Raw genomic sequence first — 25,812 nt, 5'->3', positions numbered from 1 at the left:
CGGCGGGAGTTGAGCTGTTCGTGGAAGAGACCATCGGAGTCACGGATGCCGCCCAGATCCCCAAGCAGCGCGGCGATCAACTGCAGGACAGCGCCGTGCGGTACGCGGAAGAACGGCACTGGGACGTGTTCCCGGGCACCTGGCTGGAGGCGGACGAGGGTGTCGAGCGATGCTCGTGCGGCGTCCCCTCCTGCGCCTCGCCGGGTGCGCACCCCGCCACGGCCGACTGGGCGTCACAGGCGACAGGGAGCGCCACCGCGGCGCGCCGTATGTGGTCGAAACAGACGAGGGCCTCGATCCTGCTGCCGACGGGCCGCTCCTTCGACGCCGTGGACGTTCCCGAGTCGGCCGGTTTCCTGGCGCTGGCACGGATGGAGCGCATGGAGCTGACGCTCGGCCCGGTGACCTGCACGCCCGACCGCCGGATGCTGTTCTTCGTACTGCCGGGCGCCGCCGCCAAGGTGCCGGACCTGGTCCGGAAGCTGGGCTGGACGCCGACCGCGATCGACCTGGTCACGCGGGGCGAGGGCGACTACGTCGCGGCGCCGCCGACCCGGCTCGGCGGGATGGGCGCGGTGCAGTGGGCACGCCGCCCCACCCCGGCGAACCGTTGGCTGCCGGACGTGGAGGAGCTGATCAGCCCGCTGGCCTATTCCTGTGGGCGAGAGGCAGCAGCGGCGCGTACACGCCGACCGTAGGGTGTTCCCCGTAGCAGGACGGGGACACCGGGAGGCCGTGCGACATGCCCGACGAAGCAGTGGGATCAGCGGGATCAGAAGAGGCGGGCGGAGCGCACATTGCGCCGCCCGCCGCCGTACGTGCAGAGGGCCTGTGGAAGCGCTTCGGCGAGCAGATCGCCGTCGCGGGCATCGACTTGGAGCTGCCCGCGGGCAAGTTCATCGGCCTGGTCGGACCGAACGGCGCGGGCAAGACCACCACCCTGTCGATGGTCACGGGGCTGCTGCGTCCGGACGCGGGGACTGTCCTGGTCGGCGGGCACGACGTGTGGCAGGACCCGGTGGCGGTCAAGGCCAGGATCGGCGTACTGCCGGAGGGACTGCGGCTCTTCGAGCGGCTGTCGGGGCGTGAACTCCTCGCGTATTCCGGCCGGCTGCGGGGCCTCCCCGGCGACGAGGTCGACAAGCGGGCTACGCAGCTTCTCGACGTACTGGACCTGGCGGGCGCCCAGCACAAGCTGGTCGTCGACTACTCGACCGGTATGCGCAAGAAGGTCGGTCTGGCCGCCGCCCTGCTGCACAACCCCGAAGTGCTGTTCCTGGACGAGCCCTTCGAGGGCGTCGATCCCGTGTCGGCGCAGACGATCCGTGGCGTGCTGGAGCGGTACACGCTCTCTGGTGCGACCGTCGTCTTCTCCAGTCATGTGATGGAGCTTGTCGAGTCGCTGTGCGACTGGGTCGCGGTGATAGCCGCGGGCCGTATCCGCGCGCAGGGAACGCTCGCTGAGGTACGCGGCGACGCGCCCACTCTCCAGAGCGCCTTCCTCGAACTGGTCGGCGCGAACGACCGGGCCGACGCGGAGAGCCTGGACTGGCTCGGCGGCGGCGCCCGATGAGCGCGGGCGCGTCGTCTGTTCCCGGGAAGAGCGCAACGACCGTTCCCGGGAACGGCACATCGGCCGTTCCCGGGATCACGTCCGTCTTCGTACGGCTCAAGCTGTCGCTGCTGCGCAACGGGCTGCGGCAGTCGTCCGGCCGCAAGACCGCGTACATCCTCTCCGGCGTACTCGCCCTGCTCTTCGCGGCGCTTCAGCTGATCGGTCTGATCGCGCTTCGCGGGAACGAGCACGCGACGACAGTCGTGGTGCTGCTGACGGCCCTTCTCGGGCTCGGCTGGGCGGTGATGCCGCTGTTCTTCCCCAGCGGCGACGAGACGCTCGACCCGACCCGCCTGGTCATGCTTCCGCTGCGGCCCCGTCCGCTGATCCGGGCGCTGCTGACGGCGTCGCTCGTGGGCATCGGGCCGCTCTTCACGCTGTGCCTGGCGCTGGGGTCGGTGATCTCCGTGGCGCACGGCGCGGCGGCGGCCGCCGTGGGTGTGCTGGCCGTGGCGCTGACGCTCCTGCTGTGCGTGGCGCTTGCGCGGGCGGTGGCCGCGGCGAACATCCGGCTGCTGAGCAGCCGCAAGGGGCGCGATCTGGCCGTGCTGAGCGGTCTGGTGATCGCCGTCGGCATCCAGGTGGTCAACTTCGGCGCGCAGCGGCTCAGCAATGCGGGCGGCCTCTCGAGGCTCGACCCGGTCGCGGACGTACTGAGCTGGGTGCCGCCCGCGTCGGCGATCGGCGCGGTCGACGCGGTGAGCGACGGGGCGTACGGCCGTGGCGCGGCCCAGCTGCTGCTGGCCGTGGTGGCCCTGGCGGCCCTGTTGTGGTCCTGGGAGCGCAGTCTGGTGAAGCTGATGACGGCTCCGGACGGCTCGACGCTCCAGGCCGCGGAGCCGGCCCGCAAGGAGTCGTCGCGCGGGTTCGGAGGGCGGTTCCTGCCGGCCGGGCGTACGGGAACGGTGATCGAGCGCAGTCTGCGGTACGTGTGGCGGGACCCCAAGACCAAGGCGGCGTGGGTTACTTCGTTGGTCATCGGACTAATCGTTCCCGTGTTCAACGCGCTCCAGGGAACGGGCACCATCTACTTCGCGTGTTTCGCGGCCGGGATGCTCGGCATCCAGATGTACAACCAGTTCGGCCAGGACACCTCCGCGTTCTGGATGGTCGCCATGACGATTTCCACGCCTCGGGACGCGTACGAGGAACTGCGGGCGCGCGCCCTGGCGCTGCTGGTGATCACGCTCCCGTACTCGACGCTGGTCACCGTGATCACGGCGGGCCTGGTCGGCGATTGGCAGGCTCTTCCCGAGGCGCTCGGCCTGTCGTTCGCGCTGCTCGGCGCGATGCTGGCGACGGGTGCGGTGTCGTCCGTGCGCTTCCCGTACTCGATCCCGCAGGGCAGCACCCACAAGAACGTCGCGCCGGGACAGGCGGGACTCGCCTGGATCTCGATCCTCGGCGGCATGATCGCGGCGGCGCTGCTCTGCGCGCCGCTGATCACGCTGACGATCTGGCTGCATGTGGCGGACGCCGAGGGCTGGTTGTGGCTGGTGCTGCCGCTGGGCGCGGCGTACGGTGCGCTGATCTCCTGGGCAGGCGTGCGCTGGTCGGCGCCGCAGGCGGCGGCGCGACTGCCGGAGATCCTCACCGCGGTGAGCAAGGGCTGACCGACGCGCATGAACGGTGGCTCAGGGCCGGCTCGCCGGAGGGACGACCGGCTCCTCGGCGGTCTCCTCCAGGAACGACTCGATCGCGGTGCGCCAGCCCTCGGGCTGGTCGTAGTGGACGAGGTGGCCCGCGTCGACCACTTCGGCGTACCGCCCGCGCGGCAGTACGCGGACCATCTCCTGCGCCTCCGCCCGGCCCAGTTCGCCGTCGAGGCCGCGGACGACCAGGGCGGGGCATTGGACGAGCGCCAGCTCCTCCCAGTGCGCGTCGTACACCCAGGTCTCGCGGGAGGTGAGCATCTGGCGGCGGGAGAAGAGCGGGCGCCATCCGTCGGCCCGTTCGGCCATGACCTCGGCGAAGAACTCGCCGCGTGCCGGGCTCGGGCGCTCCACCCAGGGATCGTCCTCGCCGAACCACTTGCGGACGTCGGCGAGCGTGGCGAACGGGACGGGCCAGGCCTTGAACCAGTCGTCCCACTCGCGCTGGGACGCGGCGCCGAGCGCGCCCGCCCGCATGTCGCAGATGACGACGGCCCGGACGAGATCGGGGCGCTTGGCGGCGAGCTGCCAGGCGGTGAGGGCTCCCATGGAGTGGCCGATGAGGGTGACGGGCCCGAGGCCCAGCTGCTCGACCGCGGCCTCGGCGTCGGCGACGTACGCGTCGCGGGTGTACGGGCCGTCCGCCGGCTTGTCGCTGCGGCCGTGACCGCGCTGGTCGACGGCGACCGCCCGGTAGCGCTCGGACAGCCAGCGCGCCGTGCCCGCCCAGTGCGAGGCGCGGCCCATCAGGCCGTGGAGCAGTAAGACCCCGGGGGCGCGGTCTGATTCCCCGCTCCCCTTGGGCGGGTCGGCGAACTCCCAGGCCGCGAGGCGTACGCCGTCGGCTCCGGTCACGTCGATGCGCCGCACCATATGTCCTGGCACCCCCTTCGTCCCCCGGTGGTCCGTCGATGAGTGAGTGGTCGAGCCCAGCCAGGCTATCGAACCTGTATTCGAAAATGCGGTTTCGGCGCGCAACACCCCTCGTTCGAGTGACCACGCTCAAGGATTGACGCCCGCCGCCGAGGGGAGATCTTCAGCGGGAGGCGGGCCGCTCGGGGAAAACGGTCCGCGGGGGCTGACCCTGGGAGCTCGGGGCTCCGGGTCAGCGCAGGGGAGGACAGGCTCCGGCGCCTCAGGGCGCCGGAGCCATCACTTGCACAACGACCGGAACGAATCCCCGGGCGATACGAGCGCGACGGGCGCATCGACTGCCCCCTCCCCGACGAACCGACCGACCGGCCGGCGGCCCTCACGTCATGTGCCTCGGTCACAGCCTGGCACGCGATCCGTCCGGTCGCTGGGATTCCGGAGGATCGCCGGACCGGCCCCGACCACCGCGGGGCCGGCGAACATCGCTGCCCGGGCGCCGCTGTCAGCGCTTGGCGACGAAAACGTGCGAGGCCACCTCGGCACCGAGCTCCGCGGCCTCGCCACTGCTCCCTACGAGTACCCCGCCGGGCGACTCCGTCACGCTCACGACCGAACCTGGCTGTACGCCCGCGCGGCGCAGTGTGTACATCAGCTGGGCGTCCGTCTGGATCGGCTCCCCGATCCGGCGTACGACGACGGTCTTGCCCTCCGGGCCCGGCGCCAGGTCGTTCAGGCTGACCATGTTGTCGTCCAGGAACGGGTCCGCCTCGGCCTTCTCGCCAAGCTCCTCCAGGCCGGGGATCGGGTTCCCGTACGGAGACTCCGTCGGGTGACGCAGCAGCTCGAGGACGCGCCTCTCCACCGCCTCGCTCATCACGTGCTCCCAGCGACAGGCCTCCGCGTGGACCTGCTCCCACTCCAGGCCGATCACGTCGACGAGCAGGCACTCGGCGAGCCGGTGCTTGCGCATCACGCGGGTGGCGAGCTTTCGGCCCTCGTCGGTCAGCTCCAGGTGACGGTCGCCCGCCACTGTCACCAGCCCGTCGCGCTCCATGCGCGCCACGGTCTGGCTCACTGTCGGTCCGCTCTGGTCGAGCCGCTCGGCGATACGGGCGCGCATGGGGACCACGCCTTCTTCCTCGAGCTCGAGGATGGTTCGGAGATACATCTCCGTGGTGTCGATCAGTCCGGACATACGTGCCCCTCGATTACTCGTGCGCTGGCCCTGACCCAATTCTGACGCATAGCGCTGACAACCGTGCCGCGCCGACGGGAAGCCGTATTGACACGGCACTGGTCCAGACCGCAACGTGATCCGCGCCACCGTCGCACGACGTTCGCACGACGTACAGCTGGAAGGAGCTCCGCCGCGATGAGCGAGAGCAAACTGGCCGGTCAGTTCTTCGACGCCGCGATCGGGCTGCTGCACCGCGTCCGCGACGAGGAGGCCGAGAACATCGAGGCCGCCGGCGCAGCGATCGCCGACGCGGTGGCCGCGGGAGGGTGTCTCTTCGCCTTCGGCGCCGGACACTCCTCCCTGGCCGCGCAGGACGTCGTCTACCGGGCCGGCGGCCTCGCCCTGGTGAACCTGCTCGCCGTTCCCGGGACCGTCGGCGTGGACGTCATGCCGGCCACCCTGGGCTCCGCCCTGGAACGCGTCGACGGGCTCGCGGGAGCCGTGCTGGACAGCAGCCCCGCCAAGGCGGGCGACGTACTGGTGATCATCTCGTTGTCGGGACGCAACGCGCTGCCGGTGGAGATGGCGATGAACGCTCGGGCGCTCGGCCTGAAGGTCATCGGCGTGACCTCGGTGGCGTACACGCGCGAGACGAAGTCCCGGCACGTCTCGGGTACGTACCTCAAGGACCACTGCGACATCGTCATCGACAGCAAGATCGCCGCCGGCGACGCGGAGCTCACGGCGGAGGGCATCGAGGCACCCTTCGCTCCCGCCTCGACGGTGGTCACGAGCGCGCTGATGCAGGCCGTCATGGCCGGCGCGGCCGGTGACCTGGTGGAGCGAGGCATCGAACCGCCGTTGCTGCGCTCGGGCAACGTCGACGGCGGTCACGAGTGGAACGGCCGCGTGATGACGGAGTACCGCGACCGGATCTTCTACCGGCACTGATCCGCCGTACGTACGCCGAGCGTTCCCGGGAACGCACGGCCAGCCTTCCTCGGAACACACAGCACACGTTCCCGGGAACGCACATCCTCCGTTCCCGGGAACGCGCACCTACGCTCGCGTTCCCGGGAACGTCACCCGTACCGTCAGCCCGCCGCCCGGGTTGGCCGTGGCTGCCGTCCGCGCGCCGTGGGCCCGTGCGATGGACGCCACGATCGACAGCCCCAGTCCCGCCCCCTCCCCCGCGGCGTGATGCCGCTCCCGCGCCCTGCGGAACGGCTCGAACAGGCGGGGCACCGTCTCGGGCGGGACGACGGGGCCCGTGTTGGAGACCTCCAGACCGTCGGGGGACACCTCGAGCCGCACGCGGCCGCCCGGATGGTTGTGACGGATGGCGTTGGCGGCGAGGTTGTGGACGAGGTGTTCGAGCAGCACAGCGTCCCCCCGTACGGTCAGCGGCTGCGCCGACGTCTCCAGCGTGATGTCCCGGCTCCGGGCGTCCTCGCTCAGCCCGGCCGCCACCGTCCCGGCGATCGCGCCCAGCGCGGCCGGCTCGCGGCGCTGGAGTCCCTGGTCGGAGACCGCGAGAAGCAGCAGGCTCTCGATGAGCTGCTCGCTCTCCCCCGCCGTCTCGATCAGCTTCTCCCGGATACGGGCGACCTTCTCCGGCGACGGTTCGTCGGCCAGTCCGATCTCGGCGGCGGCCCGCTGCACGGCGAGCGACGTACGCAGTTCATGGGCGGCGTTGGCGGCGAAGCGCTGCTGTGCCGAGACGAGCTGTTCTATCCGGTCGAGCATTCCGTCGAAGGTGTCGGCGAGCTCCTTGAGCTCGCCGGGCGGCGCCTTGAGGGCGAGCCGTTCGTGGAGGTTCTCGCCCGACAGCCGGCGCGCCCGCGCGGTGATCACCCCGACCGGCCGCAGCACCCTGCCCGCCATCCACCAGGCCAGGGCCACGGAGGCGGCCGAGAAGAGGGCGAGCGCCACGCCGGACACGGTCAGCAGGCTTTCCAGCGCGGCGTCCTCGGCCGCGTTGCTGATCCGCCGGGTCGCCGCGTATTCCGCCCGCACCCCCTCGCCGAGGCCGACAAGGGGACCGGGTTCCGCCCGGCGTGCCGGGGCCGCCGCCTGCCAGTCCGGGCCCGGGACGGCCAGGTCCGTGTACGGCACTGTCGTGGTGACCGCTGTGCTGATGCTGGAGTGCAGCGCGTCCCGTACGAGAACGTAGACCAGGCCGATCAGCAGCACGCCGGCGAGGACGAGCAGACCGCCGTAGAGGGCGGTCAGACGCCCGCGCTCGCTGGTCATGCCGCACCGCCGACCCGGTAGCCCGCACCCGGGACCGTCTCGATCACCTGCGGCTCACCCAGCTTGGCGCGCAGTTTGCTGAGGGTGACCCGGACAGCGTTGGTGCGGTAGCTGGTGTCCTCCTCCCACACCTGCTCGATCAGGTCCTCGCCGCTGACCACCGCCCCGTCGGCCCGCATCAGCGACTCCAGCACGGCGAATTCCTTGCGCGACAGCGGGAGGTAGCGGCCGTCCCTGCTGACCTGTCTGCGGGCGGTGTCCAGGACCAGTCCCGCGCGTTCCAGGACCGGGGGCAGCGCGGGCCGGGCGCGCCGGCCGAGCGCCAGGACGCGGGCGAGGAGTTCGTCGTACGCGAAAGGCTTGGTGAGGTAGTCGTCGGCGCCGAGGCCGAGGCCGTCGACCCGGTCCCGTACCGTCCCGGAGGCCGTCAGCATCAGGATGCGCGTCAGCAGCCGCCTCTCGACGACTGCGCGGCACACGTCGTCGCCGTGCAGTCCCGGCAGGTCGCGGTCGAGGACCAGTACGTCGTACTCGCCCAGCCCGAGCTTGCGCAGGGCCGTCAGGCCGTCGGGCGCTACGTCCACCGCGATCGCGTCGCGGCGCAAGCCCTCGGCGATCATCTCGGCCAGGAATTTCTCGTCCTCCACCACCAGCACACGCATGTGCTCTGTGTACCTGAGACGGACCTTTCGGCGATGTAAGCGTCTGCGCTGAGAGAAACGAAACACCGTTCCTTGGAACGCTCGCGGTGTCCCCCTCAGAAGGAGCACAACCATGAGCACCAAGACCCGTACCCGTTCCCGTACGCGCTCGGCGGCCGTCGCTTCAGGTCTCGCCGCACTCGCTCTCTTCGCCTCCGCCTGCTCGGGCGGTTCCGGCGGTTCCGGCGGCACGGACAGCGGGAGCGGCGACACGTCGAAGGACTCCGGTACGAACGCGGGCAAGGCCAGTGACGACGCGGCCAAGCACCGCAAGTGCCTGCGCGACAACGGGCTGGACGTCCCCGATCCCAAGCCGGGCGAGGACGAACGCGGCATGACGATCAGCGGCGACGGCATGAGCAAGGAAGCCATGGAAAAGGCGCTGAAGGCGTGCGCCGGAAAGGGCGGCCCCGGATCGGCGGGCGGCGGTATCACCCAGGCCGACAAGGACAAGATGCTCAAGCACGCCCAGTGCATGCGCAAGAACGGCTACAACATGCCGGACCCGCAGTTCGACGGCGGGGCGATGGCGGCGCGGCCGATGCCGAAGGGCGCCGAGAAGGAGAAGTTCGAGAAGGCCAACAAGGCCTGCGAAAGCATCATGCGATGAGCGCGCGCAGGATCGTCGTCGCCGCCGTGGTGGTCCTCGCCGTGGCGGGCGGTGGAGTCGCCGCAACCGCCCTGAGCACCCCCGACAAGAGTGAAGCCCCGCAGGACTCCGCCCTGCCGCCGGCCACCGCACCTGTCGAACGCGGCGATCTCAGTGACAGCACCCAGGTCGAGGGAACGCTCGGTTACGCCAAGGAACGCAAGCTCAACGCGGGCGTCACGGGAACGCTCACCTGGGCCGCCGGCGCCGGTTCCGCGGTGAAGCGGGACAGCAGGCTGTACGAGATCGACGGCAAGCCCGTCCGTCTGATGTACGGCGGCGGGCCGATGTACCGGACGCTGAAGACCGGCGACGAGGGCAAGGACGTCGAACAGCTGGAGCAGAACCTCGCCGCTCTCGGCTACACGGGCTTCACCGTCGACGACGAGTACACGTCCTTGACCGCGGCCGCCGTCAAACGGTGGCAGAAGGCTCACAGCCTCGACCGGACCGGCCGGGTGGGCCCGGACCAGGTCACCTTCGCGCCGGGTCCGGTACGTATCAAGAGCGCGGATTCGGCAGTCGGAGACCAGGCGGCGCCGGGTCGGCCCGTACTCACCACGACCAGCTCCGAGCGAGTCGTCACGTTCAAGCTGGATGTCGCCGACGGGAAGCTCGCCAAGACCGGCACCAAGGTCACCGTCGGGCTGCCGGACGGCTCCAGCGCGCAGGGTGAGGTCTCGTCGGTCGGCAAGACCGCCAAGCCGGGCGACGACCCGCAGGACAAGACCCCCAAGATCGGCGTGACCGTCTCCTTCGACAAGCCGGACAAGGTCAGCGGCTTCGACCAGTCCCCGGTCACCGTCGACCTCACCGGAGAGACCCGGGAAGGCGTTCTGTCCGTTCCCGTGAATGCACTTCTCGCACTGCCCGGCGGTGGCTTCGGCGTCGAGGTCGTCGAGAACGGCAAGTCCCGCGAGACGAAGGTCGAACTGGGCATGTTCGGGCAGGGCCGGGTCGAAGTCAGCGGCGGCGGACTGCGCGAGGGCATGAAGGTCGGGGTGCCCAAGATATGAGCGCCGTCGTCGACCTGGCAGGAGTCACCAAGGAGTACCCCGGAGGTGTCGCCGCGCTGCGCGGCGTCGACCTCACTGTCGAGGAGGGCGAACTGATGGGCATCGTCGGCCCGTCCGGCTCCGGCAAGTCCACCCTGCTGCACATCGTCGGCACCCTGGACCGGCCGACCGCGGGAACGGTCGCCATCGCAGGACACGACGTCGCAACGCTCTCCGACCGCGAACTGTCCGCCCTGCGCGCCCAGCACGTCGGCTTCGTCTTCCAGGCGTTCCACCTGGTGCCGGGCATCAGCGCTCGCGACAACGTGGCCGAGGGGTTGCTCTACTCCGGCCTTTCGCGCGCGGAGCGGCGCCGACGGGCCGCGGACGCGCTGGAACGGGTGGGACTGGCGGACCGGATGGGGCACAAGCCGCACGAGTTGTCCGGCGGCCAGAAACAGCGGGTCGCGATCGCGCGCGCAGTCGTCGGCGAGCCGGACCTGCTGCTCGCCGACGAGCCCACCGGGGCACTGGACTCCGCGTCCGGAGAAGCCGTGATGACGCTGCTGCACGACCTCAACAAGGAGGGGGCCACGATCGCGGTCATCACACACGACACGGAGATCGCCGAACGGCTGCCACGGCAGGTCCGCATCCGCGACGGCCACGTTGTGGCGGATCTGAGGAACGGCGACTGATGGCCCGTAAAGCTCCCACAGCTCCCACAGCTCGCCCAGCTCACACGGCTCGCACACAGGCCCGTACGCGACTGAAGGCAGCCAGACTCGGCCCCCGTGACGTCCTGCACGTCGGCTCGGCAGGCCTGCGCAGCCGCCCCGTGCGGGTCGTCCTGTCCGCGCTCGGCATCGCCATCGGTATCGCCACCATGATCTCGGTGGTCGGCATCTCCGCGTCCAGCAAGGCCCAATTGATGCAGCGCCTCGACCGGCTCGGCACCAACATGCTGGTGGCGACCCCCGGCGAACCGATGTTCTCCGGTGAGGACGTCAAGCTGCCCAAGGACGCGGTCGGCATGGTGGGACGCATCGACGGGGTGGAGGAGGCGGCCGCGACAGGTGACGTCAAGGAATCGGTGCGGCGCAGCGAGAAGATCTCCGAGGACGAGACGGGCGGCATCGCGGTCAAGGCCGCGACGGAGGAGCTGCTGAAGGTACTGCGCGGCAAGGTCGCCGCCGGCACGTGGCTCAACCAGGCCAACGGCCGCTATCCCGCGGTCGTCCTCGGCCACGTGTCCGCACAGCGCCTCGGCATCACCTCACCGGGGCAGCAGGTCCGCATCGGCGAGCGCTACTTCACCGTCGTCGGCATCCTCGGCCCGCTGCCGCTCTCCCCCGAGATCGAACGCTCGGCACTGGTCGGCTGGCAGGGCGCGCAGAAGCTGCTCGGCTTCGACGGCCACCCCACGTCGGTGTACGAACGCTCGACGGATGCCTCCGTCAGCGACGTACGGAAACTGATCGCCCCGACCGTCGACCCACAGAACCCGCAGAACGTACAGGTCACGGACCCCTCTTCGGCCCTGCAGGCGAAGGCCGCCACCGAAGGCGCGTTCAGCGGTCTGCTCCTCGGGCTCGGCGGGATCGCGCTGCTGGTGGGCGGGGTCGGCGTCGCCAACACCATGATCATCTCGGTGCTGGAGCGCCGTTACGAGATCGGCCTTCGCCGCTCCCTGGGCGCCACCCGCGGCCAGATCCGCATCCAGTTCGTCACCGAATCACTGATGCTCTCCGGCCTGGGCGGCCTGGCCGGAGTCGCGATGGGCTCCGCCGCGACCGGGATCTACGCGTACGCCGGCGGCATGCCGTGGGTCGTACCCCCGTGGGCGGTCGGCGGCGGGTTCGGCGCGACGCTGGTCATCGGCACGATCGCGGGCCTGTACCCGGCCGTACGGGCCGCCCGGCTCTCACCGACACTGGCGCTGCACGCGGCCTGAGACGGCCATCGGCCGGTTGGGAGGTGTGCCAACCAGCCGCAGAACACGGCGTGGTGGGCGAAGTCGCCGAGTACCAGTGCTGCCTCGCGCCAGTGGCAGGGCTGCGGGAGCGTGAGCGTCGACACGCCGCCCTCCAGGCCCGAGAGGGGCGAGAGGGGCGACGGTGCGAGAAACCGTCGCCCCTCTCGCGTCAGCCGGAGGAGACCGGCTTGGGAAGCAGGAGCATCAGCGCCCACATCATGACGAGTGTGCCGACGACGTACCAGAGGCTGTCGGCGAAGGCGGTACTCACGACCGGGCCGCGGGTACCGGCGCTGATGCGGGTGAAGAGGACCACGGTGGTCAGGGCGGTGCCCAGCGCGATGCCGAGCTGGGTGGCGGTGTTGAAGAGGCCGGAGGCCGATCCGGCGTGATGGTGGGCGACCTTGGCGAGGGTGAGGTCGGCGAGCGGGGCGCCGATCATGCCGAGGCCGAAGCCGGCAGCGAGCATCGGGGCCGCGGTCAGTACGGTTCCCATACCGGTTCCTTCTGTTGCGATGAGGTAGTGGTAGCCGGTCAGGGTGGCGGCGGCGAGCAGGGCTCCGGCCTGCGGGACGGCACGTCCGTAGCGGCGGACCAGGCTCATCGCGAGCCAGGCACCGCCCATCTCGCCGAGGGAGGCGGCGACGAAGCCGACCGCGGCCTCGCCCGGCGTCAGGCCGAGACCGTCCTGCATGAACAGGGCCCAGGACAGGAAGAAGACGCCCGACAACAGCCCGAACGCCAGCTGGGTGGCGAGCCCGGCGCTGAAGGTGCGGCCGGTGAAGAGGGAGAGCACGACCAGGGGCGAGCCGTCCCTGCGCATCTTGGTCTTCTGCTGGACCACGAACGCCGCCAGGACGAGCAGACCAACGGCCATCGCGGCAAACGACCAGGCGGGCCAGCCATGTTCGCCGCCCACCGTCAGCGGGAGCGCGATCAGCAGCAGACCGAGCGCGGACAGGAACATGCCGAGCGGGTCCAGGCGCCGGGCGGTGCGGTCGAGGGACTCGGGAATGAAGCGCAGGCCGAGGACGACGGCGGCGATCCCGATGGGCAGGTTGATCAGGAAGACAGGCCGCCAGCCCAGGCCGAACAGGTCGGCCTGGGTCAGGACACCGCCCAGGACCGGACCGGTGACGCTGCCGAGTGACATGACCGTCCCGTACAGGCCGAACGCCTTCGTCCGGGAGTGTGCGTCGAAGGTGACGTGCAGCGTGGCCAGGACCTGCGGCACCATCGCCGCGGCTGCGGCGCCCTGCAGCACGCGGGCGGCGATCAGGAGATCCGGGCCGGTCGCGATCCCGCACAGCAGGGAGGCCAGGGTGAAGACGGCGGTGCCGAGCAGGAAGATCCGCTTGCGGCCGTAGAGGTCGCCGAGCCGGCCGCCGGTGATCAGACCGAGCGCGAAGGTCAGGGCGTAGGCGGCGTGGATCCACTGGAGGGCCGCGGTGGTGGCGCCGGTGTCGGCCTGGATGGACGGGAGGGCGGTGTAGACGACGGAGCCGTCGATCGCGTTCATCAGCTCTGCGGTCAGGACGACGGCGAGGGTGATGGCCCGGGCACGGCCGGCGTCCCGGAATCCGTTGCGCGGCGGGCTGCCGGTGGTCTTGTGAGTGTCGTAGGACACGGGAGAAGGGTTCCTGTTCCGGTGGTGTTCGGGGTTACGGGCAGGCCAGGGCCACCGCGTACGCCGACGGCGCACAGGAAAAGGGGGAACGGGGCCCAGGCCGAGGAGGGCGCCGTCGTTGCCGACAGGTCAGTGCGGCACCGCGAAGGTGCTGTCATCGCCGGGAAGGACGGCTACCGGGCCTGGGAGATACGTCATCACCTCACATCGACTGCGGGCGGAACACATCCGCGCCCGAGGGGAAGCGCCCAAGGGGAAGGGGGAAAGGGGAAAGGGCCGCGTGCCGGAGAACGCCCGGGAACCCTGCGGAGGCCGGCGGCCCACCCCTCAAAGGGCGGGACCGCCGGCCGTGATTCAGGCGCGCGAGCGGCGGGCTTGGGCCGGCTTGGGCAGCCGGAACATCAGCGCCCACATCACTGCCAGAGCGGCGATGACGTACCAGATGCTGCCTGCGAAGGCGCTGGTCACGGTGGTGCCGTGGCTGCCCGCGGGGGCGTGGTTGAAGAACACCACGGAGGCCATCGCGATACCGAGCGCGGTACCGAGCTGCATGGCGGTGTTGAACAACCCGGCCGCAGAGCCGGCGTCTTCGTTGCCGACCTGACTGAGGGTGAGACCGGCCAGTCCGGCGCCGATCACGCCGAAGCCGAACCCGATGAGGATCATCGGGGCGACAGCGGCCACGAACGGCATACCGGTTCCCTGGCCGGAGACCAGCAGCTGGTATCCGGCCAGGGTGAGAGCGATCAGCACAGCGCCCGCCTGCGGCACGCGCCGCATGTGCTGTGCCGCCCACTTGGAGGCGAGCATGGCGCCGGCCATGCCGCCGATGGAGATGGCGACGGACGCCGGAGCGAACTGCCCTGGGCTCAGGCCGAGACCCGACTGCATGAACAGCACCCACGTCAGCAGGAACACGCCGGAGACCAGACCGAAGACCAGCTGGGCGGCGAGCCCGCCGGCGAACGCCTTGCTCTGGAAGAGGGAGAGCGCCACCAGGGCGGAACCGTCCTTGGCGGTCTTGGCCCGCTGTTGGGCCACGAAAACGGCCAGCACGACGGCGCCCGCGGCGAGCATGATGAAGCTCCAGGCGGGCCAGTGCTGCTCGCCGCCCACGGTGAGCGGATAGGCGATCAGCAGCAGACCCGCGCCGGAGAGCACCATGCCCAGTGGGTCCAGACGCCTTGCCTGCTGCTCACGGGACTCCTGAATGAACCGGAGGGCGAACAACACGGTGGCCAGGCCGATGGGCAGGTTGATGAGGAAGATCGTCCGCCAGCCCAGACCGGCGATGTCGGCAGCCGTCAGGACGGCGCCCAGGACGGGTCCGAGGACGCCGCCGAGCGACATGATCATGCCGTACATGCCGAACGCCTTGGCGCGGGACTCCCCGTCGAAGGTGACGTGGATCGTGGCCAGGACCTGCGGCACCATCGCCGCCGCGGCGGCACCCTGCAGGGCCCGCGCGGCGATCAGGAACTCCGGACCGGTCGCGATCCCGCACAGCAGCGACGCAAGCGTGAAGACGGCGGTACCGGCAATGAAGACCCGCTTGCGCCCGAAGAGGTCACCGAGGCGCCCGCCCGTGATCAGGGCGAGGGCGAAGGTGAGGGTGTAGGCGGCGGGGATCCACTGCACCGCGGCGCTGGAGGCACCGGTGTCCGCCTGGATCGACGGCAGGGCGGTATGGACGATGGAACCGTCGAGCGCGTTCATCAGCTCGGCGATCAGCACCACGACCAGGGTGATCGTGGCACCACGGCCGGCCGCTGTGGGGCGTGGCTGACCGTTGGTATGGGTGTCGGTTGACACGACGGGATTCCTGTTCGCGTACGGAGAAAAAGGGCAGGGGCAGGCCTGGGCATGCCCCGTACGCCTACAGCGCGACAGGGGAAAGCAGGGTGCAACGAGCCCAGGCCATCGGGAGCACCGCCGTCGAGGCATACGTCAGAAGCCCGCCATGGCGGACAACCGGAAAAGGCCTCAGAACGAGCGGCTACTTGGCCTGGGAGATAGGTCATCACCTCGGAACACAGCGTCGGGCCCCGGAATGGGCACCGACGGAACTGGAACAGGCTAGAAGGCCCCCGAGCGTCTCCGCAACGGAATAACTCACCCTGCCCGTACGCACCCAGCCACCCAGCCAGCCAACCGCCCACCCATCCCACCCACCCGGGCCCGCGCGGTACTGACGGGTTCGTTCGTTACGCCCGTCTCAGCGTCTGCGCCAAGTCGATCGCCGCCGCCACGCGCACAGCGATGTTCTCCGCGTACGTCGCGTCCGGGCGCTCGAAGGCGCTGCGGCTGGGGCCGCGCAGAAAGGTGGCCACGCCCAGTGTCCTGCCGCGGCTGCGCAGCACCGTACACAGGGCGTGCACGGCGTCCTTCGGCCACTGGCGCCGCGCCGCCCAGTCTTCCGGACCCCCACTCGCCCGTACCGAACCGAGACGGTCCAGGCACTGGAGCGCCGGATGGCCGGACTCGTACGCGACCGGGATGCCGGCTCCGCCGGTCACGGGAAGGCACGGGCCCGGTGCACCTGACGGTGTGGCCGCAGCCCGGACCAGACGGGCGGGACGGTCTCCCACGGTCAGGTCGACCAGCGCATGGTCGGCGAAGCCCGCGAGGGCGAAGTCGAGGTACGACAACGCGGCCTCCATCGGGTCCTCGCACTCGGCGGCCGCGCGCCCCGCGCGGTGCAGCTGGTTGCCGCGGAACCGCAGCTGCGCGGCTTCCTGTTCCGCTGTCTTCGCTTCGGTGATGTCCTGGAACAGCCAGCCGACCCCCAGCGGCACAGGTTCCTCCGCGAGCGGCGAGGCCAGCCGCAGGAAGCCGCTGCGCCAGCACCGCCGCCGCTCTCCCCTGCCGCCCGACTCGGCCCTGCGCAGCGTCACCCACAACTCGGCGGGGGCGGGGGGCGCCCCCTCCGCCAGTACGTGCTGCAGCGCACCCTCCAGCTCCTCCACGCCCTGCGCGACGAGCTCGCCCAGGGGGCGCCCCAGCAGCGTCGTGCGGCCCACACCGAGAGCGCGCGCCGCGTGCGCGTTGACGACGGTCGGCCGCAGGTCCACGTCCACCAGGACGACGCCCCAGGACGCGTCGTCGAAGAGCGCCTCGCTCAGCGCGATCGCCCGTTCCAGGTCGATCTGCGCGTGCACCTCACTGAACGCGCAGTACACCCCGGCGGGCTTGCCCTCCGCTCCCCGCACTCCCGCCGACTGTGTCCGTACGAGAACGCGCCCGCCGTCCTTCCGTAGAAGCGCGAATTCGTGCACCTGCCGACCCGGAGCGTGCATCGCCGACATGAGCCGTCCCTGCGCCTCGTCCGCGTCGGCCGCCCTTGCCGCCCACCCCGCGAAACCGGCCCGCCCGACCGCCTCGTCGGCGGTCCACCCGAGGATCCGCTCGGCCTCGCGGTTCCAGTGGGTGATCACCCCGTCCGCGTCGAAGGCGCAGAGCGCCGCGTCCATGCCGTCGAGAAGCGCGGCAAGAAGATCGTCGGAACCGGGTCCTGGCTCGTCGGGACCGACCGCGTCGGTGGTCTCGCCAATCCGGGAAGCACTCACCTGGCACCCCCTGCAGGTGTTCGCCTTTGCTGCACTGCTGTCCGCTGCACTGCTGAACTCGGGATCATTCAACTGGAACGTGACGCAGCGCACACCAGCTTCCGAAAAATGCGTGCCCTCAGTAATTCGGTTGTGGCGGGCGGAAGAGGTTCTTAGGCTTGCGGTACACGTGAAGGGAGGTGGTTCGGAAGTGATGTCATTTCGGACTCGTGAGGTGACTGCGGGCTGACGGCCCGTCGTCGCACTTAGTGCAGGCCGGCAGATCGTCGGCCGAAATCCCAGCAGTCACTGACCCGCGGGCTCGCCGGTAAGTCCGGCCGGCTCCTCTTCGGAGGGACCAGAGCCCGCGGGTTTCTGCGTTCCACAGGCCCTGTGTGTGCCGGTACGGGGCCCTACGGGCAGAGGCGCTCCACTCGCCATGCGCCGGTCTCGGCGACGTACCGCAGGCGGTCGTGCAGGCGGTTCGCGTGGCCCTGCCAGAACTCCACCGTCTCGGGAACGACCCGGTAGCCGCCCCAGTCCGGTGGCACCGGTACGCGCTCGGTGTCCGGGTAGCGCGTCGCCAGTTCGTCGTAGTGAGCGAGCAGCTCTTCCCGGGAAGCGATGACGGAGGACTGCGCGCTCGCCCAGGCGCCCAGCTGTGAGCCGTGCGGGCGCGTTCTGAAGTACGCCGCTGTCTCGTCGCGGCCGATCCGTTCGGCCGTGCCGGTGACTATCACCTGGCGTGCGACCTGGTGCCACGGGAAGAGCAGTGAGACGTACGGATTGGTCGCGATCTCCTGCCCCTTGCGGGAGGCGTAGTTCGTGAAGAAGACGAAGCCGTCGGGACCGTACTTCTTGAGCAGGACCGTGCGCGACGAGGGCCGGCCGTCGGGGGTGGCCGTGGAGAGGATCACGGCGTTCGGCTCGTGGAGGCCGCCCGCGGCGATCTCTCTGAACCAGTGGTCGAACTGGCCCATCGGCTCGGCTGCGAGTTCCGCCTCCGTGAAGGCTTCGCTGCGATAGTGCTCGCGCATGGCGGCGGGATCGAAATCTCGGTTCGGCACGGTGCCATCCTGCCGCAGGGGCCCAGTGTGCCCGGCACCCGGTGCCATCAATCCTCACCCGGGAAATGGGGCAGTGTGCCGGTAATCACGCTTCCCCGCATCGGCCGAACCCGCCAAAATGTGGGCGCCGGGCACTGTGGCCTCTATACAGCAGGGGATATCGTGCCTGCTTCCGAGGCGGTTGGCTGACCACCTGCCGCGCGGGGAATCACCGGGGTGACCGATGGGCCTGGTACCTGCCCCCCTGGTCATAAGCCGTTTGCCGCTTGTCGATACCTGTCGATACCTGTCGATGCTTGTCGAACACATCATGAGGAGCCGCCTGATGTCCGACTTCGTACCCGGACTCGAAGGAGTCGTCGCGTTCGAAACGGAGATCGCAGAACCGGACAAGGAGGGCGGTGCGCTCCGCTACCGGGGGGTCGACATCGAAGACCTCGTCGGGCACGTGTCCTTCGGGAACGTGTGGGGTCTGCTGGTCGACGGCGCGTTCAACCCCGGCCTTCCGGCCGCCGAACCGTTTCCGATCCCCGTCCACTCCGGTGACATCCGCGTCGACGTGCAGTCCGCGCTCGCGATGCTCGCGCCCGTGTGGGGGCTGAAACCGCTGCTCGACATCGACGAGCAGACCGCGCGCGACGACCTCGCGCGCGCCGCCGTGATGGCGTTGTCGTACGTCGCCCAGTCGGCGCGCGGGCAGGGTCTGCCGATGGTCCCGCAGAAGGAGATCGACAAGGCGGAGACCGTCGTGGAGCGCTTCATGAAGCGCTGGCGCGGCGAGCCCGACCCCAAGCACGTCAAGGCCGTCGACGCGTACTGGACGTCGGCCGCCGAGCACGGCATGAACGCCTCGACGTTCACTGCGCGCGTGATCGCGTCGACCGGCGCGGATGTGGCCGCCGCCCTCTCGGGCGCGGTCGGCGCCATGTCCGGGCCGCTCCACGGTGGCGCGCCTTCGCGCGTCCTCGGCATGATCGAGGACATCGAGCGCACCGGTGACGCGACGGCGTACGTCAAGCAGGCTCTCGACAAGGGCGAGCGCCTGATGGGCTTCGGCCACCGTGTGTACCGCGCCGAGGACCCGCGGGCGCGCGTTCTGCGGCGTACGGCGAAGGAGCTCGCAGCGCCGCGCTTCGAGGTCGCCGAGGCGCTGGAGAAGGCCGCTCTGGAGGAGCTGCACGCGCGGCGTCCCGACCGGGTGCTCGCGACGAACGTCGAGTTCTGGGCGGCGATCGTGCTGGACTTCGCGGAGGTCCCGGCGCACATGTTCACGTCGATGTTCACGTGTGCGCGTACGGCCGGCTGGTCGGCGCACATCCTGGAGCAGAAGCGCACGGGGCGCCTGGTGCGGCCTTCCGCGCGGTACGTCGGTCCCGCGTCGCGCAACCCGCGCGACGTCACGGGCTTCGACGACATCGCACGCTGAGTCGACCGGACTGAGGGGCCGGGTTGCCGGCCCCTCAGTCCGGCGCCGTTCAGTGCGGCGGCGTTCAGTGTGGCGGCGTTCAGTCCAGCGCGCCGTCGAGCAGCGCCGCCCACTGCGCCACCACCCGGTCGCGGCGCGTGGCGTCGTCGGTGAGGAGGTTGGCGAGGCCGAGGCCTCGGGCCATGTCGAGGAGGCCCTGGACGGTCTCGCGAACGCCTGGCACCGATTCGTCGGCGCTCAGGAGCTCCACGGCGATGCGGTGGGTCTCGCGGCCGACGCGGGCCTCGAGCTCGGTGACTCGGGCGCCCAGCTGGTCCTCGTTCGAAGCGGCGACCCACAGGTGCAGGGCGGCCCTGAAGAGCGGACCCGTGTAGAGGTCGACGAGGGCGCCGATGACGGCTGTGCGGTTGGTGGCGCCGTTCGGGAACAGTGCGCGCAGTGCTGTGGAACGTTCCTCGGCGACGTACTCCACGGCGGCCGTGAAGAGGTCTTCCCGGGTGGGGAAGTGGTGCTGGGCGGCGCCCCGAGAGACGCCGGCCCGTTCCGCGACGACGGACACCGTGGAGCCCGCCCAGCCGCGCTCGGCCAGGCACGACACCGCGGCTTCCAGCAGGCGCTGCCTGGTGGCCCTGGAGCGGTCCTGCTTGGGGGCCTTGCCGGGGGCCGGTGCCGAGCCCGCGGCCGCCGTTCCCGAGGTCGGGCTCCGGGTCGGCGTCGGGCTCGGTGTCGGTGTCACAGCACCCATGCGGGGTCCCGTCGTTCGAGGAATGCCGTCACGCCTTCGGCCGCCTCCCGTGAGGCGAACAGGCGCGCGGACTGCTCGACGAGCGTGCCCGTGTGCCGGTCGAAGGCTGCCAGCACTGTAGCCGTGACCAGGCGCTTGGACTCGGCCAGCCCCTGCGGGGAGGCCCTGCGCAGCCCGTCGAGCACGGGTGCGAGCGCCTCGTCCACGTCGTCGCCGGACGCGATGGTGATCAGTCCCGTACGGGCCGCCTCGGCCGCGTCGAACCGTTCCCCGGTGAGGTAGTAGCGGGCGGCGGCGCGCGGGGCGAGGCGGGGCAGCAGCGGCATCGAGATGACGGCGGGAGCGAGCCCGAGCCGGGACTCGGTGAACGCGAAGCTCGCGCCGGGCCCCGCCGCCGAGATGTCGCACGCGCCGAGCAGTCCGAGGCCGCCGGCGCGCACGTGTCCCGTTACCCGCGCCACGACCGGTTTGGGCAGTTCGACGATGTTCCGCAGAAGGGCGACGAAGGCCACCGGGTCCGGCGGCGACTTGAGGTCGGCGCCCGCACAGAAAGTGCCCCCTGTGTGGGTGAGTTGTACGGCGCGTACGGAGGGGTCCTTCGCGCACATGGACAGGGCGTCGCCGAGGTCACCGACGAGCCGCGCGGACAGCGCGTTGCGGTTCGCCGGTGAGTCGAGGGCCAGGGTGGTGATCCCGCGTTCGTGTGCGGCCGGTACCAGCGTCATGCGCTCTCCCCTTCACGTTCGCGCAGTTCGCGCAGTTCGCGCCTGAGAATCTTTCCGGAGGCCGCCCTGGGGACGCTTTCGATGAAGGCGACGCGGCGGACCTTCTTGTACGGGGCGACGCGCTCGGCGACGTACGCCGTCACGTCGTCCTCGGTGAGGCGGGCGGACGGCTGTGGGACCACGTAAGCCATGGGTACTTCGGTGCCGTCCTCGTCGTACACGCCGATGACGGCCGCGTCCGCGATCGCTTCGTGGGTGAGGAGGAGCGCTTCGAGTTCGGCCGGCGCGACCTGGAAGCCCTTGTACTTGATGAGTTCCTTCACACGGTCGACGACGAACAGCCAGCCGTCGGCGTCGGTCCTTCCGACGTCACCGGTGTGCACCCATCCTTCGGCGTCGATCATCGCGGCGGTGGCGTCCGGGCGGCCGAGATAGCCCTTCATGACCTGCGGGCCCCGGATGGCGATTTCGCCCTCCTCTCCGACGCCCACGTCCTGGGTGGGGTCGTCGAGGGAGAGGATGCGCATTTCCGTTCCCGGGAGCAGCTTTCCGACCGTTCCCGGGGGCGGGTTCGGTGTGCTCCGGGGAACGGCGTGTGTACCGGGGGACAGTTCCGTCATGCCGTACGCCTGGAGGACGGGCGGCAGGCCGAGGCGGCTCGAGCAGGCCTGCGCGAGAGCGGCATCGAGCGGGGCGGCGGCGCTGACGATGTACTCCAGGCCGGACAGGTCGTACTTCGTGACAGAGGGGTGCTTCGCGAGGGCCAGGACGATCGGTGGAGCGACGTACAGGCCGTTGATGCGGTACTTCTCAATCGCTCCGAGGAACTGGTCGAGTTCGAAGCGCGGTAGTACGACGACTGTCGCACCATTGCGCAGCGGTGCGTTCATGAGAGCCGTGAGCCCGTAGATGTGGAAGAAGGGCAAAACCGCGAGGATGCGGTCGCCCGGGCCCATGGGGAGGAAGGGGTGCAGTTGCTCCAGGTTGGTGGCGATGCTGCGGTGCGTCAGCATCACGCCCTTGGGAACGCCTGTGGTGCCCGACGAGTACGGGAGCGCCGCGACATCCTCGGACGGGTCGATGGTGAGCTGTGGTTCCGGTGCGGTCGAGGTGAGCATGTCGAGGATCGATCGGTGTCCCTCGGCGCTGTCGCAGACGAAGATCTCCTCAATCCCGCCGACGAGTTCGGCCGCCCTTCGCGCCACACTCAGGAGCGGCGAGACGGTGACGATCCAGCGGGCGGAGGAGTCGACGAGCTGCTTGGCGAACTCCTCCGCAGTGGACAGCGGGTGGATGGTCGTGACGCAGGCCCCGGCGCGCGTGGCGGCGTAGAAGACCACCGGGTACGCGATGGTGTTGGGGCTGTGCAGGGCGAGTACGTCGCCCTGCCGCAGGCCCGCCTCGGCCAGCGCGGCGGCGGTCCGCCGGTGGAAGACGTCCAGCCGGCCGTACGTGATCGTGTCGCCGTTCGTCCCGTCGATCAGGGCGGGCACATCGCCGTACTCGGCGGCCCTCCCGAGCACCGCCTCGTGGATGGGCAGCTCGACGGGCTCTACGGGTGCGTACTCGCTCTGGAACGCCATGACGGTCCCCTCCGCGGTATGGGTGGTGGCCAGAATCGCGCCTGCTAGTACGACTTGGGGAGACCCAGGGACTGGTGAGAGACGAAGTTCAGGATCATTTCGCGGCTGACGGGCGCGATACGGGCCACCCGGGCGGCGGTGATGAGCGACGCGAGGCCGTACTCGCGGGTGAGTCCGTTGCCGCCCAGGGTGTGGACGGCCTGGTCGACGGCCTTCACGCAGGCCTCGGCGGCGGCGTACTTCGCCATGTTGGCGGCCTCGCCCGCGCCGAGGTCGTCGCCGGCGTCGTAGAGGTGAGCGGCCTTCTGCATCATCAGGCGGGCCAGTTCGAGTTCGATGTGGGCCTGCGCGAGGGGGTGCGCGATGGCCTGGTGGGTGCCGACTGGCGCCTTCCAGACAGTGCGCTCCTTGGCGTACTCGACTGCCCTGTTCACGGCGTAGCGGCCCATACCGACGGCGAAGGCGGCTGTCATGACGCGTTCGGGGTTGAGGCCGGCGAAGAGCTGGAGGAGGCCGGCGTCCTCGTCACCGACGAGGGCTTCGGCGGGCAGGCGCACGTCGTCGAGGACCAGCTCGAACTGCTTCTCCGGTGCCTGGAGTTCCATGTCGATCTGCGAGCGCTGAAAGCCTGGTGTGTCACGGGGGACGATGAACAGGCACGGCTTGAGCCGGCCCGTCCTCGCGTCCTCCGTGCGGCCGACGATCAGGGTCGCGTCGGCGATGTCGACGCCGGAGATGAAGACCTTGCGTCCCGTGAGCAGCCAGTCGTCGCCGTCACGGCGTGCCGTGGTGGTGATGCGGTGGGAGTTCGATCCGGCGTCGGGCTCGGTGATGCCGAAGGCCATGGTGAGGCTTCCGTCGGCGAGGCCCGGCAGCCAGGCGGTCTTCTGTTCGTCCGTACCGAAGCGCGCGATGACGGTGCCGCAGATGGCGGGCGAGACGACCATCATGAGGAGCGGGCAGCCGGCCGCACCGAGCTCCTCCAGGACTATGGACAGTTCCGCTATCCCGCCGCCACCTCCGCCGTACGCCTCGGGGAGGTTCACACCGAGGTAGCCGAGCTTGGCGGCCTCGGCCCAGAGCGCGTCGGGGTGCGCTCCTTCGCGCACGACGGTGGTCATGTAGTCGCGTCCATAACGCTTCCCGAGAGCGGCGACGGCCGCTCGGAGTGCCTTGTGTTCTTCGGTCTCTACAACGGCGTTGCTCATGACTGCTGTTCCTCCAGAGACTCTTCGCCAGGCTCTTCGGCCCGTACGACGGCGAGCAGGGCGCCGACCTCGACCTGGCGGCCGGGGGCGGCGTGGAGCGCGGTGAGCGTGCCGGAGGCGGGAGCGCAGATGCGGTGCTCCATCTTCATGGCCTCCAGCCAGAGCAGGGCCTGCCCGGCGGTGACGTGTGTGCCTTCCTCGAGGCCCTCGGCGACGCGAACGACGGTTCCGGGCATGGGAGCGAGCAGGGACCCCGGCGCCGCACTGGCTGTGGGGTCGGGGAATCGGGACAGTGCGGTGAGGGTGTGCGAGCCGCCGGTGGACGTGTCGACGTACGTCCGGCCGCCGCGGTGCGCCGCGATGAGGAAGTGCCGCAGTACGCCGTCGATTTCGAGCGTCACGTGATCGGTCTGTACGTCGTTCACGCGAACGCCCGGCATGCCTTCCGCAGCAACGCCGTTTCGGGTGGCCCGGTAACGGACCTGGTGCTCCCTCCCGTCGGGCTCGGCCCGGTAGATCTTCAGCTGGGGCTGGGACGCCACGTTGCGCCAGCCGCCGAGACGGGCTGTCGTGGTTGTTCCCGCGCTCTGCCGGGCGGCAGCGTCGGCGAGGGCCGCGGCGAGCGCTGCGAGCGCTCCTTCCGAGGCGTCCGCGGACGCCTCTGTGAGGGCGCCCAGGTGCCGGTCGTAGAACCCTGTGTCGAGTCGCGCGGCCGCGAAGTCCGGGTGCCGTAGCGAGCGTACGAGCAGGTCCCTGTTGGTCACCGGGCCGTGGATCCGGGCGCGCTCCAGGGCATGGGCCAGTTTGCGTACGGCTTCGGCGCGGGTGGGGGCGTGGGCGATCACCTTGGCCAGCATCGGGTCGTAGTGCACGCCCACGAGGTCCCCGTCGGCGTACCCGCTGTCGAGTCGCACGCCCGGTGTCGTCTCGGTGACGCTCAGGGCGTGCAGGAGGCCCGTCTGGGGCTGCCAGTCGCGGGAAGGGTCCTCCGCGTAGAGGCGGGCCTCCACAGCGTGGCCCGAGGGGGTCGGTGGTTCGGGCGGCAGGGCCTCGCCCTCGGCGACGCGCAGCTGGAGCGCCACCAGGTCGATGCCGTACACCGCTTCCGTCACGGGGTGCTCGACCTGGAGCCGGGTGTTCATTTCCAGGAAGTACGGGCGGCCCTCGGCCGAGACGAGGAATTCGACCGTTCCCGCGCCCCGGTAGTCCACCGCCTTCGCCGCCGCCACCGCGGCGTCGTGCAGGGTTGTACGAAGGGCGTCGTCCAACCCGGGCGCGGGAGCCTCCTCGACGACCTTCTGGTGCCGGCGCTGGAGCGAGCAGTCGCGGGTGCCGAGCGCCCACACCGTGCCGTGCGCGTCGGCCATCACCTGGACCTCGACGTGGCGGCCGCGTTCGACGTACGGCTCGGCGAACACCTCCCCGTCGCCGAAGGCGGACCGCGCTTCCGCGGTGGCCGCTGTGAGCTCTCCCGGGATCGCCGCGAGATCGCGTACGACCCGCATGCCCCTGCCGCCACCTCCAGCCGCCGCCTTGAGGAGGAGCGGAAGATCTTCGTCGGTGGCCTTGTCGAGGGCCACGGGGGCGAGGAGGGGGACTCCGGAGGCCGCCATGAGTTCCTTGGCGCGCGTTTTGGAGGCCATGGCGTCGATCGCCTCCGGGGTCGGCCCGATCCACACCAGGCCCGCGTCCAGTACGGCGCGGGCGAACTCGGCGCTCTCCGAAAGGAAGCCGTACCCGGGATGCACGGCGTCCGCGCCGGCCGCGAGGGCGGCCTTCACGACGAGATCACCGCGCAGGTACGTGTCGGCCGGGGCCGTTCCCGGGAGGCGTACGGCAACGTCCGCGGAACGCGCGTGGAGCGCACCCGTGTCCGCGTCGGAGTACACGGCGACCGTGGTGATGCCGAGGTGTGCGCACGTACGGAAGATGCGGCAGGCGATCTCGCCGCGGTTGGCTACGAGGACGGAGGAAATCATCGGGAGGCTCATCGGAA

The 25,812-nt window shown here is 70.4% G+C and carries 22 protein-coding genes; 9 read left to right on the top strand and 13 right to left on the bottom strand.

Features of this window, described 5'->3' with window-relative positions; genetic code table 11:
- The first annotated feature begins 20 nt into the window (after positions 1-20).
- From AC1P0E_RS19420 to AC1P0E_RS19410, 3 genes are read left to right on the top strand one after another with little or no spacing between them, the layout of a single operon-like run.
- Positions 21-698: a bifunctional DNA primase/polymerase gene (locus tag AC1P0E_RS19420; protein ID WP_482743418.1), complete on the top strand. Its 678-nt coding sequence runs from the start codon at positions 21-23 to the stop codon at positions 696-698.
- Positions 699-742: 44 nt separating this feature from the next.
- Positions 743-1,573, top strand: coding sequence for an ABC transporter ATP-binding protein (locus tag AC1P0E_RS19415; protein WP_482743417.1), 831 nt, complete (start codon positions 743-745; stop codon positions 1,571-1,573).
- The gene (locus tag AC1P0E_RS19410) at positions 1,570-3,228 is read left to right on the top strand and encodes a transporter (RefSeq protein ID WP_482743416.1); all 1,659 of its coding nucleotides are present in this window, start codon (positions 1,570-1,572) and stop codon (positions 3,226-3,228) included. Before AC1P0E_RS19415 ends, AC1P0E_RS19410 begins: the two co-directional genes overlap by 4 nt.
- A 21-nt stretch (positions 3,229-3,249) precedes the next feature.
- Here the strand turns inward: AC1P0E_RS19410 and AC1P0E_RS19405 are convergent, their stop codons facing one another.
- A complete protein-coding gene (locus AC1P0E_RS19405) occupies positions 3,250-4,140 on the bottom strand; it encodes an alpha/beta fold hydrolase (protein ID WP_482743415.1) in 891 nt (296 codons plus the stop codon).
- A 502-nt stretch (positions 4,141-4,642) separates the two neighbouring features.
- A complete protein-coding gene (locus AC1P0E_RS19400; protein WP_069928273.1) occupies positions 4,643-5,335 on the bottom strand; it encodes an iron-dependent transcriptional repressor DtxR in 693 nt (230 codons plus the stop codon).
- 177 nt (positions 5,336-5,512) lie between these two features.
- Between AC1P0E_RS19400 and AC1P0E_RS19395 the strand changes: the two genes are divergently transcribed.
- Positions 5,513-6,268 (top strand): SIS domain-containing protein, encoded by a 756-nt coding sequence (locus tag AC1P0E_RS19395; protein WP_482743414.1) that lies wholly within the window; start codon positions 5,513-5,515, stop codon positions 6,266-6,268.
- Positions 6,269-6,376: 108 nt separating this feature from the next.
- Here the strand turns inward: AC1P0E_RS19395 and AC1P0E_RS19390 are convergent, their stop codons facing one another.
- A complete protein-coding gene (locus AC1P0E_RS19390; protein WP_482743413.1) occupies positions 6,377-7,570 on the bottom strand; it encodes a sensor histidine kinase in 1,194 nt (397 codons plus the stop codon).
- The gene (locus AC1P0E_RS19385) at positions 7,567-8,232 is read right to left on the bottom strand and encodes a response regulator transcription factor (protein WP_482743412.1); all 666 of its coding nucleotides are present in this window, start codon (positions 8,230-8,232) and stop codon (positions 7,567-7,569) included. The genes AC1P0E_RS19390 and AC1P0E_RS19385 overlap by 4 nt, the downstream gene beginning before the upstream one ends.
- Positions 8,233-8,344: 112 nt before the next feature.
- Here AC1P0E_RS19385 and AC1P0E_RS19380 point away from each other — a divergent pair, with 112 nt between their 5' ends.
- The 4 genes from AC1P0E_RS19380 to AC1P0E_RS19365 are packed head-to-tail and all read left to right on the top strand — an operon-like array spanning position 8,345 to position 11,869.
- Positions 8,345-8,881, top strand: a complete 537-nt coding sequence (locus tag AC1P0E_RS19380) for a hypothetical protein (RefSeq protein WP_482743411.1) — start codon at positions 8,345-8,347, stop codon at positions 8,879-8,881.
- Positions 8,878-9,936 (top strand): efflux RND transporter periplasmic adaptor subunit, encoded by a 1,059-nt coding sequence (locus AC1P0E_RS19375; protein ID WP_482743410.1) that lies wholly within the window; start codon positions 8,878-8,880, stop codon positions 9,934-9,936. Before AC1P0E_RS19380 ends, AC1P0E_RS19375 begins: the two co-directional genes overlap by 4 nt.
- Positions 9,933-10,613: an ABC transporter ATP-binding protein gene (locus AC1P0E_RS19370; protein ID WP_482743409.1), complete on the top strand. Its 681-nt coding sequence runs from the start codon at positions 9,933-9,935 to the stop codon at positions 10,611-10,613. The genes AC1P0E_RS19375 and AC1P0E_RS19370 overlap by 4 nt, the downstream gene beginning before the upstream one ends.
- On the top strand, positions 10,613-11,869 hold the full coding sequence (locus tag AC1P0E_RS19365; protein WP_482743408.1) for an ABC transporter permease: 1,257 nt from the start codon (positions 10,613-10,615) through the stop codon (positions 11,867-11,869). The genes AC1P0E_RS19370 and AC1P0E_RS19365 overlap by 1 nt, the downstream gene beginning before the upstream one ends.
- Before the next feature lie 190 nt (positions 11,870-12,059).
- Here the strand turns inward: AC1P0E_RS19365 and AC1P0E_RS19360 are convergent, their stop codons facing one another.
- From AC1P0E_RS19360 to pdxH, 4 genes are all read right to left on the bottom strand, one after another.
- Positions 12,060-13,517 carry an MFS transporter gene (locus AC1P0E_RS19360; RefSeq protein ID WP_482743407.1) on the bottom strand — a complete coding sequence of 486 codons (1,458 nt, stop codon included), beginning with the start codon at positions 13,515-13,517 and terminating at the stop codon, positions 12,060-12,062.
- A gap of 354 nt (positions 13,518-13,871) precedes the next feature.
- The gene (locus tag AC1P0E_RS19355; protein ID WP_482743406.1) at positions 13,872-15,329 is read right to left on the bottom strand and encodes an MFS transporter; all 1,458 of its coding nucleotides are present in this window, start codon (positions 15,327-15,329) and stop codon (positions 13,872-13,874) included.
- A gap of 392 nt (positions 15,330-15,721) precedes the next feature.
- Positions 15,722-17,083, bottom strand: a complete 1,362-nt coding sequence (locus tag AC1P0E_RS19350; RefSeq protein ID WP_482743405.1) for a PAS domain-containing protein — start codon at positions 17,081-17,083, stop codon at positions 15,722-15,724.
- A 392-nt stretch (positions 17,084-17,475) separates the two neighbouring features.
- Positions 17,476-18,099, bottom strand: coding sequence for a pyridoxamine 5'-phosphate oxidase (pdxH, locus tag AC1P0E_RS19345; RefSeq protein WP_482745813.1), 624 nt, complete (start codon positions 18,097-18,099; stop codon positions 17,476-17,478).
- Between the two features lie 355 nt (positions 18,100-18,454).
- Here pdxH and AC1P0E_RS19340 point away from each other — a divergent pair, with 355 nt between their 5' ends.
- Positions 18,455-19,555 carry a citrate synthase 2 gene (locus tag AC1P0E_RS19340; protein WP_482743404.1) on the top strand — a complete coding sequence of 367 codons (1,101 nt, stop codon included), beginning with the start codon at positions 18,455-18,457 and terminating at the stop codon, positions 19,553-19,555.
- 79 nt (positions 19,556-19,634) lie between these two features.
- Here AC1P0E_RS19340 and AC1P0E_RS19335 read toward each other — a convergent pair whose 3' ends face one another.
- Genes AC1P0E_RS19335 through AC1P0E_RS19315 form a run of 5 tightly spaced genes read right to left on the bottom strand, consistent with a single transcriptional unit; the run spans position 19,635 to position 25,795 of the window.
- A complete protein-coding gene (locus AC1P0E_RS19335) occupies positions 19,635-20,300 on the bottom strand; it encodes a TetR/AcrR family transcriptional regulator (protein WP_482743403.1) in 666 nt (221 codons plus the stop codon).
- Positions 20,288-21,025, bottom strand: a complete 738-nt coding sequence (locus AC1P0E_RS19330; RefSeq protein WP_482743402.1) for an enoyl-CoA hydratase family protein — start codon at positions 21,023-21,025, stop codon at positions 20,288-20,290. Before AC1P0E_RS19330 ends, AC1P0E_RS19335 begins: the two co-directional genes overlap by 13 nt.
- The gene (locus AC1P0E_RS19325) at positions 21,022-22,608 is read right to left on the bottom strand and encodes a 4-coumarate--CoA ligase family protein (RefSeq protein WP_482743401.1); all 1,587 of its coding nucleotides are present in this window, start codon (positions 22,606-22,608) and stop codon (positions 21,022-21,024) included. Before AC1P0E_RS19325 ends, AC1P0E_RS19330 begins: the two co-directional genes overlap by 4 nt.
- A 44-nt stretch (positions 22,609-22,652) precedes the next feature.
- On the bottom strand, positions 22,653-23,816 hold the full coding sequence (locus AC1P0E_RS19320; RefSeq protein WP_482743400.1) for an acyl-CoA dehydrogenase family protein: 1,164 nt from the start codon (positions 23,814-23,816) through the stop codon (positions 22,653-22,655).
- Entirely contained in the window at positions 23,813-25,795 is a 1,983-nt protein-coding gene (locus tag AC1P0E_RS19315; protein ID WP_482745812.1) for an acetyl/propionyl/methylcrotonyl-CoA carboxylase subunit alpha, read from the bottom strand. The genes AC1P0E_RS19320 and AC1P0E_RS19315 overlap by 4 nt, the downstream gene beginning before the upstream one ends.
- Positions 25,796-25,812: the final 17 nt, after the last annotated feature.

The sequence above is a fragment of the Streptomyces sp. TRD_SC_5 genome, assembly GCF_056836825.1.
This window is presented reverse-complemented; position numbering and strand designations above follow the sequence as displayed.

Excerpts from the sequence above, each read along its gene's own strand:
- AC1P0E_RS19330 (WP_482743402.1), bottom strand. The coding sequence starts at position 21,025 with ATGACGCTGGTACCGGCCGCACACGAACGCGGGATCACCACCCTGGCC.
- AC1P0E_RS19415 (WP_482743417.1), top strand. The coding sequence starts at position 743 with ATGCCCGACGAAGCAGTGGGATCAGCGGGATCAGAAGAGGCGGGCGGA.
- AC1P0E_RS19315 (WP_482745812.1), bottom strand. The coding sequence starts at position 25,795 with ATGATTTCCTCCGTCCTCGTAGCCAACCGCGGCGAGATCGCCTGCCGC.
- AC1P0E_RS19405 (WP_482743415.1), bottom strand. The coding sequence starts at position 4,140 with ATGGTGCGGCGCATCGACGTGACCGGAGCCGACGGCGTACGCCTCGCG.
- AC1P0E_RS19325 (WP_482743401.1), bottom strand. The coding sequence starts at position 22,608 with ATGGCGTTCCAGAGCGAGTACGCACCCGTAGAGCCCGTCGAGCTGCCC.
- AC1P0E_RS19340 (WP_482743404.1), top strand. The coding sequence starts at position 18,455 with ATGTCCGACTTCGTACCCGGACTCGAAGGAGTCGTCGCGTTCGAAACG.
- AC1P0E_RS19375 (WP_482743410.1), top strand. The coding sequence starts at position 8,878 with ATGAGCGCGCGCAGGATCGTCGTCGCCGCCGTGGTGGTCCTCGCCGTG.
- pdxH (WP_482745813.1), bottom strand. The coding sequence starts at position 18,099 with ATGCGCGAGCACTATCGCAGCGAAGCCTTCACGGAGGCGGAACTCGCA.
- AC1P0E_RS19410 (WP_482743416.1), top strand. The coding sequence starts at position 1,570 with ATGAGCGCGGGCGCGTCGTCTGTTCCCGGGAAGAGCGCAACGACCGTT.
- AC1P0E_RS19385 (WP_482743412.1), bottom strand. The coding sequence starts at position 8,232 with ATGCGTGTGCTGGTGGTGGAGGACGAGAAATTCCTGGCCGAGATGATC.
- AC1P0E_RS19370 (WP_482743409.1), top strand. The coding sequence starts at position 9,933 with ATGAGCGCCGTCGTCGACCTGGCAGGAGTCACCAAGGAGTACCCCGGA.
- AC1P0E_RS19320 (WP_482743400.1), bottom strand. The coding sequence starts at position 23,816 with ATGAGCAACGCCGTTGTAGAGACCGAAGAACACAAGGCACTCCGAGCG.
- AC1P0E_RS19380 (WP_482743411.1), top strand. The coding sequence starts at position 8,345 with ATGAGCACCAAGACCCGTACCCGTTCCCGTACGCGCTCGGCGGCCGTC.
- AC1P0E_RS19395 (WP_482743414.1), top strand. The coding sequence starts at position 5,513 with ATGAGCGAGAGCAAACTGGCCGGTCAGTTCTTCGACGCCGCGATCGGG.
- AC1P0E_RS19390 (WP_482743413.1), bottom strand. The coding sequence starts at position 7,570 with ATGACCAGCGAGCGCGGGCGTCTGACCGCCCTCTACGGCGGTCTGCTC.
- AC1P0E_RS19400 (WP_069928273.1), bottom strand. The coding sequence starts at position 5,335 with ATGTCCGGACTGATCGACACCACGGAGATGTATCTCCGAACCATCCTC.
- AC1P0E_RS19335 (WP_482743403.1), bottom strand. The coding sequence starts at position 20,300 with ATGGGTGCTGTGACACCGACACCGAGCCCGACGCCGACCCGGAGCCCG.
- AC1P0E_RS19365 (WP_482743408.1), top strand. The coding sequence starts at position 10,613 with ATGGCCCGTAAAGCTCCCACAGCTCCCACAGCTCGCCCAGCTCACACG.